The sequence below is a fragment of the Alloscardovia criceti DSM 17774 genome (genome assembly GCF_000376885.1).
Classification (GTDB): Bacteria; Actinomycetota; Actinomycetes; order Actinomycetales; family Bifidobacteriaceae; genus Alloscardovia; species Alloscardovia criceti.
On the sequence record NZ_AQXR01000009.1, the window covers coordinates 239,672 to 257,571 of the forward strand.

The following is a 17,900-nucleotide window of genomic DNA, read 5'->3' on the forward strand; positions in this document are numbered from 1 at the left end:
AGATACTCCGAATTACACAGAAGGATGAATTATGGAAACATTGACATTAAGCAATGGTGTAGAAATTCCAAAACTCGGCTTTGGTGTCTTCCAAATTCCACAGGATGAAACCATTCAAGCGGTACACGATGCTCTGGAAGTGGGATACCGTCATTTTGATACGGCTCAGTCCTATTTTAATGAAGAACAATTAGGCGAGGCCTTGGCCGATAGTGGCATCAATCGTTCAGAACTGTTTATCACGACCAAGGTTTGGCTTTCACATTATGGGTACGAGCAAACAAAGGCGTCGGTCGAGGAGTCTTTGAAGAAGCTGCGCACGGATTATGCAGATTTGATTTTGCTCCACCAGCCTTTTAACGATGTGTATGGTTCCTGGCGCGCATTGGAAGACCTGTATGAGGAAGGCAAGATTCGCGCCATCGGCGTGAGCAACTTTAACCCTGGACGTGTGGCGGATCTAGCGGCATTTAACCGCATCGCCCCTATGGTCAACCAAATCGAAACAAATCCATTCCACCAGCGCAGCGAGGAGCATGACGAAATGCTCAAGCGTGGTGTGGTGCACGAAGCATGGGCGCCTTTTGGTGAGGGACGTGCCGGCGTTTTCGACAACCCCGTGCTCGCACAGATTGCGCAGAAGTACGATAAGTCCGTAGCTCAGGTAATTTTGCGGTGGTTGACCCAGCGCGATGTCGTGGCATTGGCAAAGTCCGCGCATAAGGAGCGCATGGAGCAGAACTTCCATATCTTCGACTTCCGCTTAACAGACGAAGATATGCAAGCAATCGCTGGATTGGACACAGGGGAAAGTCTTTTCTTCAATCATGAAGATCCGTCTACGGTCGACATGTTTGTCCACCTTATCCAAGAGCGTGAAGGCCGCGCATAAGTGCCCTATATTCATACAAAATGCAAAAATCCTGCCGTGCTTACTGTGCGACAGGATTTTTGCATATGTGACCGTTTTCTAAGTTTTAGCAATCGGCTTGATGCAGCTGCGCCCGCTTCAGAGCCACATGAATCCAGGTGTCTTTATGCGCGCGTGCAATATTCCCAATGCCACGCACACCCATATAGGTGATATTAAACACCAGCCATAAACACACGGCTTGTACGAGCTGCGAAGCATGGAGATGCTGAAGACTGAAGTACGTGATGCTTAACACGGTGATATGTGCTACTGCGGCGATAGTGCAGGCCTTCGCTAAATAGGCGAAATCTCCCGCACCGATGAGCACGCCGTCCAGAGCCCACAGCCATCCGTGGTACGGGAAGAATGCGCCCACAATGACTGCACACACCGCGATAATACGCGCCGTCGCATGCTCCGTGGTAAACAAATCTGCGGCAAACCACCCGAAGAGTGCGAAAAATACACCCACATACACACCCCAGAGGATGCCCGCATGCTCAATTTCTTTGACCAAAGAGCGCACCAGCTGGATATTGCGCGCACCAATCGCAGCGCCTACCAAGGCTTGACCGCCCACACCAATGGCATCCAAAATATTGAGGGCTAAATTCCAGGACGAATTAATCACTTGATAGCTCGCCAAAACAGAAGTGCCCATAGCCGTTGCGGCCATGACCGTGGCAATGGTGCCAATCCTCAACGCAGCGGTGCGCACAAACAGCAAAAAACCGTCTCCTGCGCTACTTTTGACTTCGCGCAGATTCGGGGACAGTTGCACCTTGTGACGACGCAGGATAGGGAAGAGGTAAACCAGCAAAATAATGCACATCAGCCATTGTGCGATGCCCGTAGCAATGCCCGAGCCCGCTACGGACCAGTGGAAACCAAAGATGAAAATCACATCCAAAATCACATTGGCGATGGCGCCGCTGACCGCCGACCATAAGGTAATACCGGCTTTTTGCAGTCCTCTAAACATGCCATTGGCAGCATAGGCTATCAACGTGCCTGTAATACCTAATCCTGCTGTGCTCACATATGAGACGGCTGCATCGAGGACTGCGCCGCGCGCGCCCAGCGCATAACTTAAAGGATGGCCGGCGATGAGGATAAAGGCCGTCAATACCACGCCAATGCCGGTGGCCAGCCAAATACCCGAAACGCCTGATTCTAAGCCTTCTTTCGTATGTCCCGACCCCATCAGCATGGATACGCGCGAAGTAGTGGAGTAGGCGAGAAATAAACACAAACCAACGGCCGTGAGGATGATCGTAGAGCCAATGGAGAGCCCAGCCAACGCCGTATCAGAAATTGTGCCCACCATAGCCGTATCAATGAGCACGAAAATTGGCTCGGCAATGAGCTGGCCTAAAGTCGGGATGGCAATAGCCGCGAGCTGCTTTCTGACGGTTTTCTGATCAAAGGTTTTCTGATGGGCTGTTTCGTTGTCCACTGGGTGGAGGTTGACGGTGTTCTGGTTCCTAGGCATACGTTATATCCTAGGAAACCGTGCGACTAGTGTGGAGCATTGCTCACTGTGCGACACGTTTATCCCCAAGTTATCCACTGTGTTATCCGCAAAATGTGTATAACAAGGGCAGTTATGCACCGCAATTTGTCCAAAAATGTGGATAACTCTTGAGTTGAACGTGAGTTATCCACATGCTCAGAGCGCATATTGTCGGCTTTGTGCTGTACGCATACAAGCGTGCTAATAGAATAGGCGTATGCCTGAAAACAATGGACGCAATTTTTCCTCTTCGCGAGACTTGGGAGATTTTGATAATTCACGCCGCAATGACGACATGTTCGGTGGTATGCCCCCATACGACGAAACGGCTGAAATGGCCGTGCTCGGCGGCATGTTGATGAGCAATGATGTAATCGCCGAAGTCATCGAAATCATTGACGCGCATGATTTCTATATTCCGAAGCATCAGACCATCTACAGTGCTATCGTCGAGCGCTTCGCCGCGGGTGATCAGGTGGACCCTGTGCTGGTGGCAGATACATTGCGCGTGCATCAGGAGCTCGACAAGGTTGACGGCGTAGATTACCTAGCCAGCCTTGTGCACTCAGTGCCGGCGGCCATTAATGCTATTCATTACGCGGAAATCGTCCACCGCGATGCCATGCTGCGTGACGTCATCCAAACGGGTATCCGCATCGCCCAAATGGGCTTTAATGCACAAAGTGCGGATGCGGAGGATGTGGTGAATTTAGCCCAAAACTCCGTCTATCAACTGTCGGATGGGCATGTGCGCCAGGATTATCAATCCATCGGAGAAAGCGTGAAAAATACGCTGGATCATATCGAGGATATTCAGGCAGGAACGGTAACGCCGGGTGTGCCAACGGGATTCCACGATATTGATAATGTGACCAACGGCCTGCAGCCAGGCCAGATGGTGGTAGTAGCGGGCCGACCTGGTATGGGTAAGTCCACGATTGGCATCGATTTTGCCCGATCGGCTGCCTTGCACAACAATTTGCCTACGGCTGTGTTTTCCTTGGAAATGAGCAAGTTGGAATTATCTCAGCGTATTATTTCGGCAGAAACGGGCATCCCACTCAAGGCCTTGCGCGATGCGGAAAATATCAGCCCAGATGATTGGCGCAAGCTCAATGCCTTCCAAGATCGCATTGCCGATGCGCCGCTTTTCTTGGATGATTCGCCGAATATGAGCATGATGGAAATTCGCTCGAAATGCCGGCGCCTCTCGCGTCAAGGCTTAAGTCTCGTCGTCATCGATTATTTGCAGCTGATGAGCTCGGGCAAGCGCGTAGAGTCACGCCAGCAGGAGGTATCGGAGTTTTCTAGGTCGCTAAAGCTGCTCGCTAAGGAGCTGGAAGTGCCAGTGGTGGCTCTGTCCCAGCTGAATCGTGGTGCGGAGGCACGTTCGGACCGCACGCCAATGATTTCGGATTTGCGTGAATCGGGATCTATTGAGCAGGATGCGGATGTGGTGATGCTGGTGCATCGTCCAGAAGCGTATAATCCTGAGGATCGCCCAGGCGAAGCAGATATTATTATGGCAAAGCATCGTAACGGTCCAACGGCTACCTTTACGCTGGCCTTCCAAGGACATTTATCGCGCTTTGCGGATATTGCAAATGACTACAGTCAAGGCATTTAATCGGCATTGCAGTATTAAACAGTACTAAACGAAGAACTTAGAACGAAAGCTCTGAAGACAAGGACTTATATGGCTCGCACATTTCTTTCAGCTCTTACACCCGCAGTGGGGAAAGCCGTTCGCGCAGTAGCCCGACTTCGCAGCGGCGGCACGGCATTACCGGGCAAAGTAGTAGAGCTTATCGATCCTGATTTTATGGCGCGCACTTTGGCACAACTGCCATATGGCGTTATCCTCGTCTCCGGTACCAATGGCAAAACCACCACTACGCGCATTGTGGCATCCCTACTCGAGCAAGTAGGCCTCAAAGTTTTCACCAATCCTACGGGATCGAATTTCACGCGCGGAGTGGTGTCTGCTCTATTGGGACAGGTGGATATGAAGGGTCGTCTCCACGCCGATGTGGCCGTGCTGGAGTTGGACGAAGCGTATGCGGTGCATTTTGTGGAGAAGGTGAGGCCGCGATTTTCCCTGTTGCTCAATATTTTGCGTGATCAGCTCGATCGCTTTGGAGAAATTGATACCACGGCACGCATGCTCTCCGCCGTGGCGCAGGCCACCACGGACACGGTTATCCTCAACCGTGAAGATCCGCGCATCGTGGCCTTAGCCGAGGTAGTAGCAGACGGTACGGATGTACAGTATTTTGGATTATCCGATGCTTTGATGAGCTTCTTCCCCTCGGACGATGCCATGTATGAGCACTCTGAGGACGCAACGCCAGACGACAATGCTGCAGAGCAAAAATTCGATCTCGCACATTACCGCCCAGCCGCCGTCACCTTACAGGCACTACAAGGCAATACAGCCACCTATGCCTTTGGTGCTGACGAGGGCACATACAATGCCAATCTGAAGCTCGAAGGCGTCTACAATGCCTTCAATACAGCGGGAGCTCTCGCGGTGGTGGATGCAGTTATGCGTCATACAGAAGGCGCTACGCAGCGTCCAAGTCATGCCGAGCTCGTGCTTGCAGCCTCCACTGTCACCCCAGCCTTCGGGCGTGGTGAATCTATCCGCGTCGGCGACCGCACCGTCGAGCTCATCCTCGTCAAAAATCCTATGGGCTTTAGACTGGCACTGACTTCGTTCGAAGCAGATAATCATGACACCATGATTATCATCAACGATGAGTATGCCGACGGCCGCGATATGAGCTGGCTATGGGATGTAAATTTCCGCTCGCTGGCTGCCACGGGCGTGCGCATGGTTTCGGGCGTACGCGCCACGGATATGGCTTTGCGCTTGGCATATGACAGCGTGGAGGTCGAAGAAATTCACGAAAATATCAGCGAAGCGGTGGAAAAATTCGTTTCGCTCGATAACGGCCACGATAAGCATATTTACTGCACATACACGGCTATGCTTGCCGCGCGCAAAGCATTAAGCCGCATTGCACACGTAGAGGATGTGGGATTGTAATGACACAAACAACTCAGTCACACGCAATGGAAACACCAATAACAGACGCAGCGCAAATGGACAGGGCACCAGAACGCGTGCTCGATATCGTTTCCCTGTATCCCAAGGACATGAATATCTACGGCGATACGGGCAATGTCAAAACCATCGAAATGCGCGCTCGCTTGTACGGCTATGAACCACGTATCCACACGTACAATGTGGGCGATACATGGCCAGAAAGCGTCGATCTCATCCTCGGGGGCGGCGGGCAAGATAAAGGACAGTCCATTATCAGCCACGATTTGTTCTCCCGCGCTGATGCTATCCAGCAGCTTGCTCAAGAGGGCGTGCCTATGCTGCTTATCTGCGGAATGTACCAGCTGTTTGGCGAGTATTTTGAAACCCAGCAGGGCGAAAAACTGCCGGGCATCCACGTACTTGGCGTGCACACCGTGGGGCAGGATACGCGGCTCATCGGCAATCTCGTAGAAAATACGGATGAATGCGGCGTTATCGTAGGCTACGAAAATCACTCTGGCCAAACGGTGCTCCACGAGGACGGCACCCTGCCTTGGGCAGAGGTGCATGCGCAAGGCGTAGGCAATAACGGCAGTGATTACACGGAGGGTGCGCGCAAATACAACGTCATCGGCACGTATATGCACGGATCGGTGCTGCCCAAGAACCCAGATTTCGCCGATTTCCTCATCGCTAAGGCTGCAGAGCACCGCTATGGAGTTTTCGAACCACAGAGCACGGCTCAGCAGCGCGCCTTGTTAGAAAAACTCGATAGCTTGGCCAAGGCAGCACGAGACGTAGCTGCACAGCGTCCACGCTAAGCAAACTAGGATGCAGGCCGAAGCCGAGACCTTCTGCACTCCATTGCATATCTTTTCGCGCGTTTTCCACGCATAAAGACTGGATAAAAATAAATTAATTTTTGGAGAAATAAAGAGAAAATTCACAGGAGAAGTTCAGAAATGAGCTTCTCCTTTGTATATTTTCTCTACACATACTCTTTAATCTTTATACTTTCTTAAATTATCTGTAATTTTCTAATTTGCAATCGATTTCAGTCCGCGAAGTGGTGTAAGTTACTCATTTGGGTTAGAGTATCTGCGACACTTACCCGCCTTGTGGGGGCACCTTACGCGGAAAACGTAACACGAGCCATGTGAAGTTTTGGGTGGCTTAAGGCTGCGTACAGCGTGTGAGATGCGTCCAGAGGAAAAGTCTCGTCCAACGCAGAACGTGAATAGAGGTCAAATGTCTACATCAAAGAAGACCGGATTCATTCAGATCCTCCCGGTATTTATTGCCTTCCTTACCATGGCTTTTGTCGATTTGGTGGGAACTGCAACAAATTACGTGAAGCCAGAATTCAATCTTTCCAATTCAACGGCTAATTTATTTACCACTATGACATTCTTCTGGTTCCTGGTACTGTCTGTGCCTACAGGAATTTTGATGAATAAAATTGGTCGTCGTCGCACCGTTATTTTGGCAATCTGGGTAACAGCTGTGGCTACATTATTCCCATTGGTTGCTTATTTGCTGACTCAAGGCGATGTCCGCTTTGTTTTACTCGTTATTTCTTTCTGCCTGTTTGGCGTGGGTAATGCACTGATGCAGGTATCCCTGAATCCGTTGATGGCTATTTTTGCACGCGGTGACCGCTTGGCATCCATGATTTCCATCGGCCAATTTGTGAAGGCTATCGGCTCTCTGGCGGCTCCTTATGTGGCTGCATGGATGGCTATCCAGTTTGGCATGTGGTGGGGCGTGTACGCTGTCTGCCTCGTCATCGCCGTCATTGGTGCCTTTGCTTTGCAATTCGATCAGATTGAGGAGCCTCCAGTTACTACAGGAAAGACCAGCATCGGGGCTGTCGTCAAGCTGTTGAAGGATCGCACGGTGCTGTTGTGCTTCCTTGCAATCGTGGCTCATGCGGGTATCGATGTGGGCGTTAATACGCAGGCTCCACGTATTTTGATGGAGCACACGGATATTGAGCTGAGCATCGCAACTGGTGCCGCAATGGTGTATTTTGCAGGTCGTATGATTGCTAGCTTTGCAGGCGGTGTGGCTTTGCAGAAGATGAGCTCCAAGGCGGGTTTGCGCATCAGCGCTTTGTCTATGACACTTTCTGTAGTGCTCTACTTCTTCTTCACGTTGAGCACGTCCAACCCTCCACTGTGGGCCTTCTGGACCGCAACCTTCTTGGCGGGCTTTGGAAACGTCAATGTTTTCGGTATTGCTCTCGGACGTGCACTTAACAACTTGCCGGATCGCCAAAACGAAATTTCGGGTTTGATGATTATGGGTCTTGTCGGCGGCGCAATTATCCCGCCAATTGTGGGTGTGGCAGCCGATGTCATGGGCCAAGTCGGCGGCATCATCGTTATCGCCATCTGCGTGGCGTATGTGGCGGTGCTGTCTGTACGCTACTCCTTGATTGAGGAATAATTATTTGAGGAATAATTGAGATAATTCCATATAATAAACCCGCCTTCAGCGTTGACTGCAGGCGGGTTTTACGTTGCTTGAGACGAGAACACAGGGCTGAACGATGGGAAACACCGTCCAGCCCTGTGCGCTACTGAAGCTTACTCAAGCTCAAATGCGCCCGTATACAACTGGTAGTACTGACCCTTCTGAGCAATGAGCTGGTCGTGATTTCCGCGCTCAATAATGCGACCGTGATCCATCACCATAATCACATCCGAATTGCGCACAGTAGACAGTCGGTGTGCGATAACAAAGACGGTGCGACCTTCCATTAACGCATCCATACCCGCCTGCACGATTTCCTCCGTACGCGTATCAATCGACGAGGTCGCCTCATCGAGGATCATCACAGGAGGATCGGCCACGGCTGCACGCGCAATGGAAATGAGCTGACGCTGACCTTGGGACAGACCGCTACCATCACCGGTGATAATGGTGTCATAACCGTGAGGCAACATGCGGATAAATCCATCAGCATTGGCCAACTTTGCGGCGCGAATGCACTCATCATCCGTAGCGTCGAGGCGACCATAACGGATATTGTCCATGACCGTGCCCGTAAAGAGGTTCACATCCTGTAGAACTACGCCCAAGCTTTGACGCAAATCTTTCTTATTGATATTCGAAATATCGATGCCATCATACAAAATCTGGCCCGAGCGAATGTCATAGAAGCGATTCACCAAATTTGTAATCGTGGTCTTGCCTGCACCGGTTGCGCCCACCAGAGCCACTTTCTGGCCTGGCTTTGCATACAACGTAATGTCATGCAAAATCTCACGATCCGGATTGTAGCTGAAGTCCACATTGGTAAAGCGGATATCGCCGCGCAAACGCGTGTACACGCCTGCGCCAGTTTCTGGGCGGCTGACAGGGTGCTGGGTAGAGATGCTGTGTGCTAGGGCAGACACCGCAGAAGAATGTGCATCGTCCACGCCCAGAGCTTGTGCGCTTTGCTTTGAAGGAGCCACGGTGACTTCTGCCACATCTTCGCGCACTTCGATGCCTTCTGGCACCTTCCATGCCCACACATTAGTGTAGCGCGAGGTTTCCGTCAGAGTGCCATCATCTGCCACCATCGCATTGACCAGCGTAACCGTGCCATGATCTTCTTCCACCGGTTCATCCAGCAGACTGAAGATGCGCGAAGCACCAGCCAAAGCCAGCATGACCATGGTGAATTCGTTAGAAATCTGAGCAATAGGGTTGATAAAGCTGCGCGACAAGGTGAGGAAGGAAATCAGAGTGCCAATGGTCAAGGCGGATGCTCCACCTAAACCGAAGTTCGCAAAGCCATTTAAGCTGGCATAAGCGCCCACCAAAGCTATCAACACGTAGAGCAAATATCCGAGATTGCCTACCACAGGCATGGTGATATTACCGTAGGTATTTGCGGTATACGAAGAATTGAAAAGCTTCTCATTTTGCTCGTCAAACTGTTTTTGCGAAGCCTCTTCATGCGTGAAGACCTTAATAACTTTCTGGCCATTAATAGCTTCCTCGATGAAACCGTTGATATCGCCCAAGGCCTTTTGCTGCTTGACAAAGAAGTGGCCAGAGGTCGTGGCTAGATAACGGATGACGATAAAAACGATAGCCGTGTATGCGATAACGCCTAATGCAAAGGGCACGCTTAAGATAAACATGGCCACCAAGGCAGCAAGCATAGAAATCGATGAGGAGAATATAGCCGGCAAGGACTGGGAAATAGCCTGGCGCAACACATCCGTATCGTTCGTATAGTAGCTCATCATGTCGCCGTGCTGATGCGTGTCAAAGAAACGAATAGGTAATTTTTGCATATGCTCAAACATTTCGTCACGCAGCTTTTTCAGTGTAGACTGCTCGATTTTGACGAGAAGTCGGGCATAAATAAGATTTGCTATCACGCCTGCAGCAAAGACCACTGCCATAACGCCCAAGATTTGTGCCAGCGGCGCAAAGTTAGGATTGACGGCGCTTACTAATGGCAAAATGTACTGATCGATTAAAGCGCGCACAAACAATGCCATTGCAGCATTTGCTACAGCGGTAATAACAATACATACAATCACTACAAACAAAGGGCGCGTATTGCCTTCAAAAAGCGTCTTCAGTAGGCGTTTCAACGTGCCTGGATTGACGCTGTCCTTACGCTTTTCATCTTTTTCATGTGTATTACTCATCGATTGCACCTCCCTTTGACTGTGATAAGGCAATAGAACGGTACTCTTCACAGCTTTCCATCAACTCATCATGAGTGCCGTGGTCCATAATTTGCCCGTTGTTCATGACGATAATCTGATCTGCATGCTGCACCGAGCTAATGCGCTGCGCGATAATAATTTTGGTTGTATCCGGAATTTCGCTGGCAAAAGCCGCACGGATGCTGGCATCTGTTTTGGTATCCACCGCAGACGTCGAATCATCCAAAATCAAAACCTTTGGTTTCTTGAGCAATGCACGCGCAATGCACAAACGTTGCCTTTGACCGCCGGAGAAGTTGGCGCCGCCTTGCTCTACGCGCGAATCATAGCCATTTGGCAATTGCTCGATGAATTCATCGGCACTGGCCAAGTGTGCGGCGTGACGCAGCTCCTCATCGGTAGCTTCAGGATTTCCCCATCGCAAATTCTCCGCAATAGTGCCGCTAAAGAGGATATTCTTCTGCAAAACCATACCCACTTCATTGCGCAGGACATCGAGATCATAGTTGCGCACATCGCGCCCACCAATGCGCACGGACCCCTCCGTAGCATCGTACAGACGTGGAATCAGCTGCACTAAAGAGGACTTTGCCGAGCCCGTACCACCCACGATGCCTACAGTAGAACCGGAAGGAATGCTGATATCAATGTGGGAGAGTACGTCCTTTTCAGAGTCGTCAGAGTACCTAAAAGATACATCCTTAAACTGTACAGAACCATCAGCCACCTCCGTCAAAGCATTGTCTGGAGTAGTTACTGTGGATTCCTCGGTCAATACTGCAGCAATACGGCTGGCCGATGCGCGCGAAATAATAATCATGATAAAGATGAAGGAAATCATCATCAAAGCCATCATGATCTGCATGGTGTAGGTAATCAGCGATGTCAAATCACCCGTCGTCAAGCCCAGTGCCGGATTATTGCCCGAAGCTACGATTTGGTGAGCAGCCATCCAGCTGAGAGCCAGCATTGCCACATAAATCGAACCCGTGAGCACAGGGTTGAAGAAGGTTAAACGCATTTCAGCCTTGACAAAGAACTTGTAAATGGTTTGAGAAATGTGCTGGAATTTCGTATTCTCATGATCTTCACGTGTGAAGGACTTCACCACGCGCACGCCCAGCAAGTTTTCCTCCACATTTGAATTCAGACGATCATAAATGCGGAAAACCCTTACGAAAATAGGATGCACAGTTGCGGCAATCCAAATCAAAGCGCCACCCGCAAGCGGAATCAAAATCAAATAAATTAAGGAAATACTCGGGCTTGTGCGGAAGGTAAAAAGCCATGCGAAGACGATCATCAACGGGGCACGGAATGCCACACGAATCAACATCTGGAACGAGTTCTGCACATTTGTCACATCCGTGGTCAAACGCGTTACCAACGAGCCGGATGAAAAGCGGTCAATATTAGTAAAGGAAAAGCCTTGCACCTTCTTAAACAGGTCATGGCGCAAATTCCTTGACAATCCAGTTGCTACGCGTGCCGCAAAATGACCAGCGCCGATACCAGCCGCCAACGAAGAAAGGGAAACGACCAGCAAAATGCCTCCCCATTTCCATACATTGCTAATATTTCCTTGGCTCAAGCCTTGGTCGATGAGATACGCCATCAAGGTTGGAATTAGCACCTCAAAAAGTGCCTCGATTGCCACCAAAATAGGTGTAAGAATTGCTGCCGGTTTAAACGAACGCAGACTTTTAAACAGGATAAAATAATCGCGAACGGAACCATCTCCATCGCCATATCCCGTATTATCTTCTAACTGCTGCATCGTCAGCTCGGCCTGCTCTAAAGCCGCGCGCTCACGAGCGGATAGATTCTCACGTCCATCAGCAGCTACAGTTGTTGTCGATTTTTTTGCCATCATGCTCCTTTCTTCCTCCTCAAACAGCCCTTCACGCCCCTCTAGCGGTGGTATGGATGCCATTACTAAGGTCCACACATGCGATGTGCGGTTCGCATCTGCTATCTCTCACATCGAGACGCGGACTTTTGGGCATAGCAGTGCCACCGTCCGTATTTCATTGCGAACGATTGCGTAGGGTGTGAAAAGGGTAAATATAGTTTTTAGTTTAACAAAGATAGTGAAAACTCGCCCTGAATTTTCGTTGATATCTCGTAGAGAAAACAAAATTGAGTTACGGATGTTTTCGTGCGCATAGAGCGGTAAGGGTGGTGTTGAAGGAGGACTTTCTGCTCTATGCCGGACGAACTGAGGTGTACCGAGACCGGCTGAGGTGAGCATGCTGAACTACGTTGTCCGCGAGAGTCACCTAAATCGTGAAATCGGCTAGCGCAAGTGGCTTACCATCTTTAGTACGCTAGCCGAAAGGGAATTCATGAGTTACTTTTACCTGACTTGCCAGCCTGCTGATAATACCTATCAACAAGCAGTCGAGCGGTTTCCGCATCAATTTTCTTTTCAACAGTTAAAGCATTAATTGTCAAAATGAAAACATCTTCGGCATCGCTGTCATATACGCGGATCTTTTCTATGAGTCGATTTAGACGTCCGCGCAAAGTAGGGTAAGAAACCTGGTACAACTCGCTCATTTGCTTTAATGATCCAGACGCAAGAACAAAGTTCTTAACAAAGGCTGCATCTGAGTCTGTTAAGCGTTGCATCCAAGATTTTGCTGTAGTCATGTTTTACCCCCTCTCTGAACTGTATAAGCGGCTTTTGCAGGCTACCTTAAAAGTCGCCTATATTAAACAATTTTAGTCTTCCTGAAAAGAAATATCCAATTTCAAAAAGGGTGAGAACTTTTGATTCTCTTTTTGTCATCTACAGATAAAATTAGAAGGGACAACGGGTGTATTGAGTTCAAAATATGTACTTTTTCAATAGTATTTAATTAAGTTTGGATTTCATACATTTGTTAAATTAATGCAAAACATTTTCAAAGGAACAGTGAAGGAAATCGAAAATGGCAAAGATGAAAGCAACTTTCATGTACGATCCGGGCGATGTTCGCGTTGAAGAAGTGGAGCGTCCAAACATTCAAGAACCAACGGATGCCGTCATCAAGATGGTGTCAACCTGTGTGTGTGGATCAGATTTGTGGTCATGGCGTGGACTGGAAGGCGAGCAGACTGAACCTCGTCGTATGGGCCACGAGTATGTGGGCGTAGTGGAGGAAGTAGGTGCGGATGTAACGTCCGTAAAGCCCGGTGATTATGTGGTCGGTAGCTTCTGTTTGTCCGATGGCACCTGTGCGGTATGTGAGGCGGGCTATCCGAGCCGATGCATGCACGGTGGTTTCGTAGGCGAAGCTCAGGCTCAGTATTTGCGTGTGCCATTGGCGGACGGTACGTTGGTGGCAACGCCGGGCGTGCCAACGCAGGAGCAGATTGTGGATTTGACAGCGGCTTCTGATGTTTTGGGCACGGGTTGGTTTGCGGCGGATGAAGCGAAGGCTCGTCCGGGCAAGACCATCGTCGTCGTAGGCGATGGCGCTGTGGGCTTGAGTGCGGTTTTGGCTGCTAAGCAGCTGGGTGCTTCTCGCATTATTGCCATGAGCCGTCATGCGGATCGTCAGGCTTTGGCCAAGGAATTTGGTGCAACCGATATCGTCGAAGAACGCGGTGAAGCGGGTGTGGCAAAGATTAAGGAGCTCACCAACGGCGTCGGCGCGGATGGCGTCGTAGAAGCTGTGGGTACGCAGGAGTCCATGATGCAGGCCATCGCATGCTGCCGACCAGGCGGATATGTGGGCTATGTCGGCGTATCTCACGGCGTGCAGCTCGATGGCGGGCAGCTCTTCTTCAGTGAAGTGCACCTCATGGGTGGCCCAGCTCCAGTACGTAAGTATCTGCCAGAACTCATCCATCTCATCTTCGATGGCAAGATTCACCCAGGTAAGGTCTTTACGAAGACTGTGGATTTGGATGACATTGCGGAAGGTTACAAGGCAATGGATGAGCGCAAGGCCATTAAGGTGCTTGTGCGTCCATAGCTTATGGTGCTTCTTCGCACAGTCGGTGAGGAGTTGTGCTCTGCGCGACTCCTCATTTTATGCGGTATAAGTCTTTCGGCAAAACTGCAAGAAAAAGGTGTGACAACAGCAGAAATTAAGCTGTTTCCACACCTTTCTGTTTGGAAGGGAAGAATAAATTACTCGGCAATCTTCTTCAAGAATGCATCCACCTGTGCGTCAATCTGAGTCTGCTCATCTGCGCTGATTTCCACGGTTCCGGTAGCCCATTCGTTGCCGAGAATGTGAGCAAGCATAGGGTCATCCATGACGTCCATACCGATGAAGTTAGCCAAAGCTACGACATCGCGGAACATGTTAGTGGAGTAGTTTTCTCCAGAAGTGGCGGAGGAGAAGGTGATCTTCGTGCCGTTGGACACGCTGGTGCTGCGGTCGCCATCGACAACTGGACGAGAAATCTAGTCCAACAGATTCTTCACTTGTGCAGGGTAGCTGTTGTTATATACAGGGGAAACGATCCAGACGCCATCAGCAGCCTTGAAAGCTTCACGAGCTGCGGTTACGCCTTCAGGGGCTGGGAATTCGATGTCCTGGTTCACGAATGGTACCTGGGAAATGTCGAAGAAAGAAACTTCTGCACGGTCGCCGATGGTATCGGTGATCTTCTGTGCGAGCTGAGCGTTAAAACCATTCTTGCGCTGGGAAGCTACCACCATAAGAATCTTTGCCATAATATTCTCCAATTGTGAAGTCTAAAGTTTTCTGTGCTAGTTTTCGAGAGCCTGAACTCCGGTGAGTTGCTTAGCCTCAGTCATGCTTAACGGGAATTAAACAAACCTAGCACTATAAAAAGTTTAGTATCTTACATAGAGCGCATCCAGTAATATCGTTTAAGGCGGAAAATTTCAAGGAAACAAAAATTTTTTTCATGATTCATAATCATTCACATCTTGACGATAAATGAAAAAATAATCATAAGCGCATAACGCAAGGAAGCAAAGCGGAAGGGGAACGTAGCGTGGTAGCACAACAATTGCCAGCAGCAGTCATGTGGGATCTAGATGGAACGCTTATTAATTCAGAGCCTTATTGGGCTGAAAGTGAGAAGGTGCTGCTGAATTCTGCAGGACAGGAATGGAATTACGATATTGCTGCTAAATTGCAGGGAAATTCACTGACTTTTGTGGCCGAATATATGATCAGCTCGGGCGTCACCGATAAAAGCGTGGAGGAAATCGCACAATTCATGGTGGAGTACGTGTATCGTAAGGAAGTAGAGGTGCTTCCATGGACGGCGGGCGTGTACGAATTTGTGGGAATGCTGCGCGATGCTGGAATTCCTCAAATGGTGGTCACAAGTTCGCCGGAAAAATTGGCGAAAAACGTGGTGGCACAGGCGCCGGAGGGTGCATTTGTGGGCTTTGTGAGCGACGACACGGATGTGGAGCACAAGCCGAGTCCGGAACCATACTTGTATGCGGCGCGCCATATGGGTGTAAAGATCGAGGACTGCTTGATCTTTGAGGATTCGGTGCCGGGGCTGACGGCGGCGGGTGCGAGCGGAGCCTCGTGGGTGTCCGTCACGGGCTACTCGAGTATCGATGCGCGAGAGCTGGGGTTGGCCAAGCATTTCATCGAGAACTTTGAGGGCTTGGGGCTTGAGGATGTGCAGGGCTTTATGGCGCGGTAGTGTGCTGCGGCTTTTGGGCTCTGTGGGGTTTCACGCTTTAGACGGTTTTGGTTGTGTCTGTTTTAGCGGTTGAGGCGGTTTAGCCTGCGGAGGTGTCGCGTTTTTCTCGCATTTTTTTGCAGATTGGACTATCCAAGGTATTGCTCTCATTTTTTACGCGCAGGTAAAACAGAATTTTTGGCTTAAAACAAGGCTTAGAGAGGTGCACGCTCTAAGCCTTGTTGCGTATTGAGTTTGCCGATGGTCCGTTATGCAAAAAATTGCATTGATGTGAGATTTTACCGGCGCATGACGCTTTCGGTGCTCTTGTGCTAACCATGTCCGGCGTTTGTCAGCCACCGTGGAAGAAGGCCCAGGCAGATGATGGCGAGGACACTGGCAAGGAATACCACGGGAATCGCATAGGAGAAAATCAGCGAAGCAATAAGCAGGGCGACAAGTGATTTGTTGAGTCCTACTGGCGTAGCGGCGGTGATGCCGGCAATGATGGCGAGCGTCACGCTCATGCCTGGAATAAGCGCTGACACGGCCGTGCACGAAAGGGCGCCGATAAACGCTAAGGCGGAAGAATTCGCCGCCGAGCCAGCCTACACGAACCGACAATGTAGTTGCCAGAATTTTCATCAGGGTCAGCACCAAGAAGAATCCTGCTGGTTTGCTCTGCACAAGGTTAGGGAGCAAGCCTACGGACTCGTGGCCGAAGAATCGCAAAACAGGAATCGCGGCAAGAAGCAGTCCGAGCACGGCAGAGCCAATCATAATCAGCCAAACCGGCAGATGTGGATGCTGGACGTAAGCAGTCAAACGGCCTAATGCGTGACGTACAAGAAGATAGAGCGTGGCCATCGCGCAAGCGACCAAAGCAGCAAGTGCACTAAGGACAAACTGCTTGACGCTGGGCTCAGGAACGGCGGGCAAGTCAATTGGGTGCGAACTGACAGAGGACAATTTGAGCAATAGCCAGAAGGTGAGGAAGCCGCTAATGGCTGCCGTCCATGTGGATATCTTGGTGGACAATTTGTGTGTGCCGGATTGTTTCGAAGTATACAGGACGGCACCCGGCGCAGAGCCATACAATCCCGCCAGTGCAGCGGCTTGCGTGCTTTCATTCATCTCGTCGAACTGTGCTTGTGTTTGAGCCGCACGGAGAGAAATCAATGTGTCGCACAGGGGCACGATAGATAACAGCCCAGCTTCGGGCCCAATTGCGCCGCCGAAAGCTACGGACACGATGGCGATGAGGAAGGCTAGCGCGAGATGCTGACGGAAAATGGAGCGTGTATGTGCGGAAAACCGCATGTCTGCCGGGGGTAGTTAGTGGTGGTCGGTTTGATATCGACGGCTTGGGCTTTATCGGCGCTGTCTGTGTGAGCCGGCTGGGCGGTCGTGTGCGCATCAGGCAGCTTGAGTAGATCAGGGATTGGTTCGAGGCGTGAATCTTTCAGCCACGTCAGGGCGGCGATAATGCAGCCGCCGATTGACACGATGAGAAAAATTTCCCAGAAGCCATCGCGCCCGTTCCATAGGAGGTGTTGGAGCTGTTTCATCGCGATGAAGGCTAAGGCGGATATAAGACCTGCGATAGCTCCAAGAAATGTGGATATGCCTAAAATCTGCGATTGCCTAGTTAACTGTTGCTTATCCAACCGTCGCCTTGCTGGTGACATTCATGTTGTTCCGCTCTTCTCTGGTGTTTTTTTTTGGGGGGGGGGTAGGTACCTGATAAATTGTGCTTATTTCAGAATATCGATGTGTAAGGGCAATACGTGCTGCGTTTTTTGCAGATGGGACCATATGCGAAATGGTTGTGGATCGGCGTGTATGTGCGGCAATCTGGAATCGGCTTAAATCAAGGCTTTACGAAGCGCTTTTGAGGTGGTATGCGTGGGCGCGTTGTGCAGGTGGGTCGACCTGCAAAAATATCACATAATGTGGGGCAGAATCGAGTGAATTGTAATCAGAATAGCGTTCTGGATTTTTCCTCGACTCGTGGGTGGATTTACGCTGAGTTTTTGCAGATGGGACCATCGTAAATGGCGTCCTGTTTTGTGCAGCGTTCTGAGCTGCGAAAAGCGTTGGAAAATCAGAGATCGAACGGTGCGTCCGAAATCGGCAAAC

Annotated in this window: 15 protein-coding genes; 7 read left to right on the top strand and 8 right to left on the bottom strand. The window is 50.3% G+C overall.

The window, feature by feature from the left end; all coding sequences use genetic code 11:
* The first annotated feature begins 31 nt into the window (after positions 1-31).
* Positions 32-892 carry an aldo/keto reductase gene (locus D570_RS0103015; RefSeq protein WP_018142924.1) on the top strand — a complete coding sequence of 287 codons (861 nt, stop codon included), beginning with the start codon at positions 32-34 and terminating at the stop codon, positions 890-892.
* Positions 893-977: 85 nt separating this feature from the next.
* Here D570_RS0103015 and D570_RS0103020 read toward each other — a convergent pair whose 3' ends face one another.
* Positions 978-2,405: an MATE family efflux transporter gene (locus D570_RS0103020; RefSeq protein ID WP_018142925.1), complete on the bottom strand. Its 1,428-nt coding sequence runs from the start codon at positions 2,403-2,405 to the stop codon at positions 978-980.
* Positions 2,406-2,643: 238 nt separating this feature from the next.
* Here D570_RS0103020 and dnaB point away from each other — a divergent pair, with 238 nt between their 5' ends.
* The 4 genes from dnaB to D570_RS0103040 all read left to right on the top strand — a co-directional run bounded on the left by dnaB (position 2,644) and on the right by D570_RS0103040 (position 7,923).
* Positions 2,644-4,053, top strand: coding sequence for a replicative DNA helicase (gene dnaB / locus D570_RS0103025; RefSeq protein WP_018142926.1), 1,410 nt, complete (start codon positions 2,644-2,646; stop codon positions 4,051-4,053).
* Between the two features lie 69 nt (positions 4,054-4,122).
* Positions 4,123-5,475, top strand: coding sequence for a Mur ligase family protein (locus tag D570_RS0103030; protein ID WP_018142927.1), 1,353 nt, complete (start codon positions 4,123-4,125; stop codon positions 5,473-5,475).
* Between the two features lie 26 nt (positions 5,476-5,501).
* Complete coding sequence (locus D570_RS0103035; RefSeq protein ID WP_211204886.1) at positions 5,502-6,296, top strand: type 1 glutamine amidotransferase; 795 nt, start codon at positions 5,502-5,504, stop codon at positions 6,294-6,296.
* A gap of 427 nt (positions 6,297-6,723) precedes the next feature.
* Positions 6,724-7,923 carry an MFS transporter gene (locus tag D570_RS0103040; protein WP_026181821.1) on the top strand — a complete coding sequence of 400 codons (1,200 nt, stop codon included), beginning with the start codon at positions 6,724-6,726 and terminating at the stop codon, positions 7,921-7,923.
* A gap of 140 nt (positions 7,924-8,063) precedes the next feature.
* On the opposite strand, the gene D570_RS0103045 is transcribed toward D570_RS0103040, so the two are convergent.
* From D570_RS0103045 to D570_RS0103055, 3 genes are all read right to left on the bottom strand, one after another.
* Positions 8,064-10,130, bottom strand: a complete 2,067-nt coding sequence (locus D570_RS0103045) for an ABC transporter ATP-binding protein (protein ID WP_018142930.1) — start codon at positions 10,128-10,130, stop codon at positions 8,064-8,066.
* The gene (locus tag D570_RS0103050; protein ID WP_018142931.1) at positions 10,123-12,021 is read right to left on the bottom strand and encodes an ABC transporter ATP-binding protein; all 1,899 of its coding nucleotides are present in this window, start codon (positions 12,019-12,021) and stop codon (positions 10,123-10,125) included. Before D570_RS0103050 ends, D570_RS0103045 begins: the two co-directional genes overlap by 8 nt.
* 473 nt (positions 12,022-12,494) lie before the next feature.
* The gene (locus D570_RS0103055; RefSeq protein WP_018142932.1) at positions 12,495-12,803 is read right to left on the bottom strand and encodes a DUF2089 family protein; all 309 of its coding nucleotides are present in this window, start codon (positions 12,801-12,803) and stop codon (positions 12,495-12,497) included.
* 281 nt (positions 12,804-13,084) lie between these two features.
* On the opposite strand from D570_RS0103055, the gene D570_RS0103060 reads away from it, so the two are divergent.
* Entirely contained in the window at positions 13,085-14,113 is a 1,029-nt protein-coding gene (locus D570_RS0103060; RefSeq protein ID WP_018142933.1) for a zinc-dependent alcohol dehydrogenase family protein, read from the top strand.
* 158 nt (positions 14,114-14,271) lie between these two features.
* On the opposite strand, the gene D570_RS09620 is transcribed toward D570_RS0103060, so the two are convergent.
* Positions 14,272-14,511: a hypothetical protein gene (locus D570_RS09620; RefSeq protein ID WP_245531849.1), complete on the bottom strand. Its 240-nt coding sequence runs from the start codon at positions 14,509-14,511 to the stop codon at positions 14,272-14,274.
* Between the two features lie 39 nt (positions 14,512-14,550).
* Positions 14,551-14,823 carry an NADPH-dependent FMN reductase gene (locus D570_RS09625; protein WP_018142935.1) on the bottom strand — a complete coding sequence of 91 codons (273 nt, stop codon included), beginning with the start codon at positions 14,821-14,823 and terminating at the stop codon, positions 14,551-14,553.
* Between the two features lie 287 nt (positions 14,824-15,110).
* Between D570_RS09625 and D570_RS0103070 the strand changes: the two genes are divergently transcribed.
* Positions 15,111-15,782: an HAD family hydrolase gene (locus D570_RS0103070; protein ID WP_018142936.1), complete on the top strand. Its 672-nt coding sequence runs from the start codon at positions 15,111-15,113 to the stop codon at positions 15,780-15,782.
* A 153-nt stretch (positions 15,783-15,935) separates the two neighbouring features.
* Here the strand turns inward: D570_RS0103070 and D570_RS09285 are convergent, their stop codons facing one another.
* Positions 15,936-17,081 carry a chloride channel protein gene (locus D570_RS09285; RefSeq protein WP_083907377.1) on the bottom strand — a complete coding sequence of 382 codons (1,146 nt, stop codon included), beginning with the start codon at positions 17,079-17,081 and terminating at the stop codon, positions 15,936-15,938.
* Entirely contained in the window at positions 17,030-17,428 is a 399-nt protein-coding gene (locus D570_RS0103085; protein WP_156812215.1) for a hypothetical protein, read from the bottom strand. The genes D570_RS09285 and D570_RS0103085 overlap by 52 nt, the downstream gene beginning before the upstream one ends.
* Between the last annotated feature and the right edge of the window lie 472 nt (positions 17,429-17,900).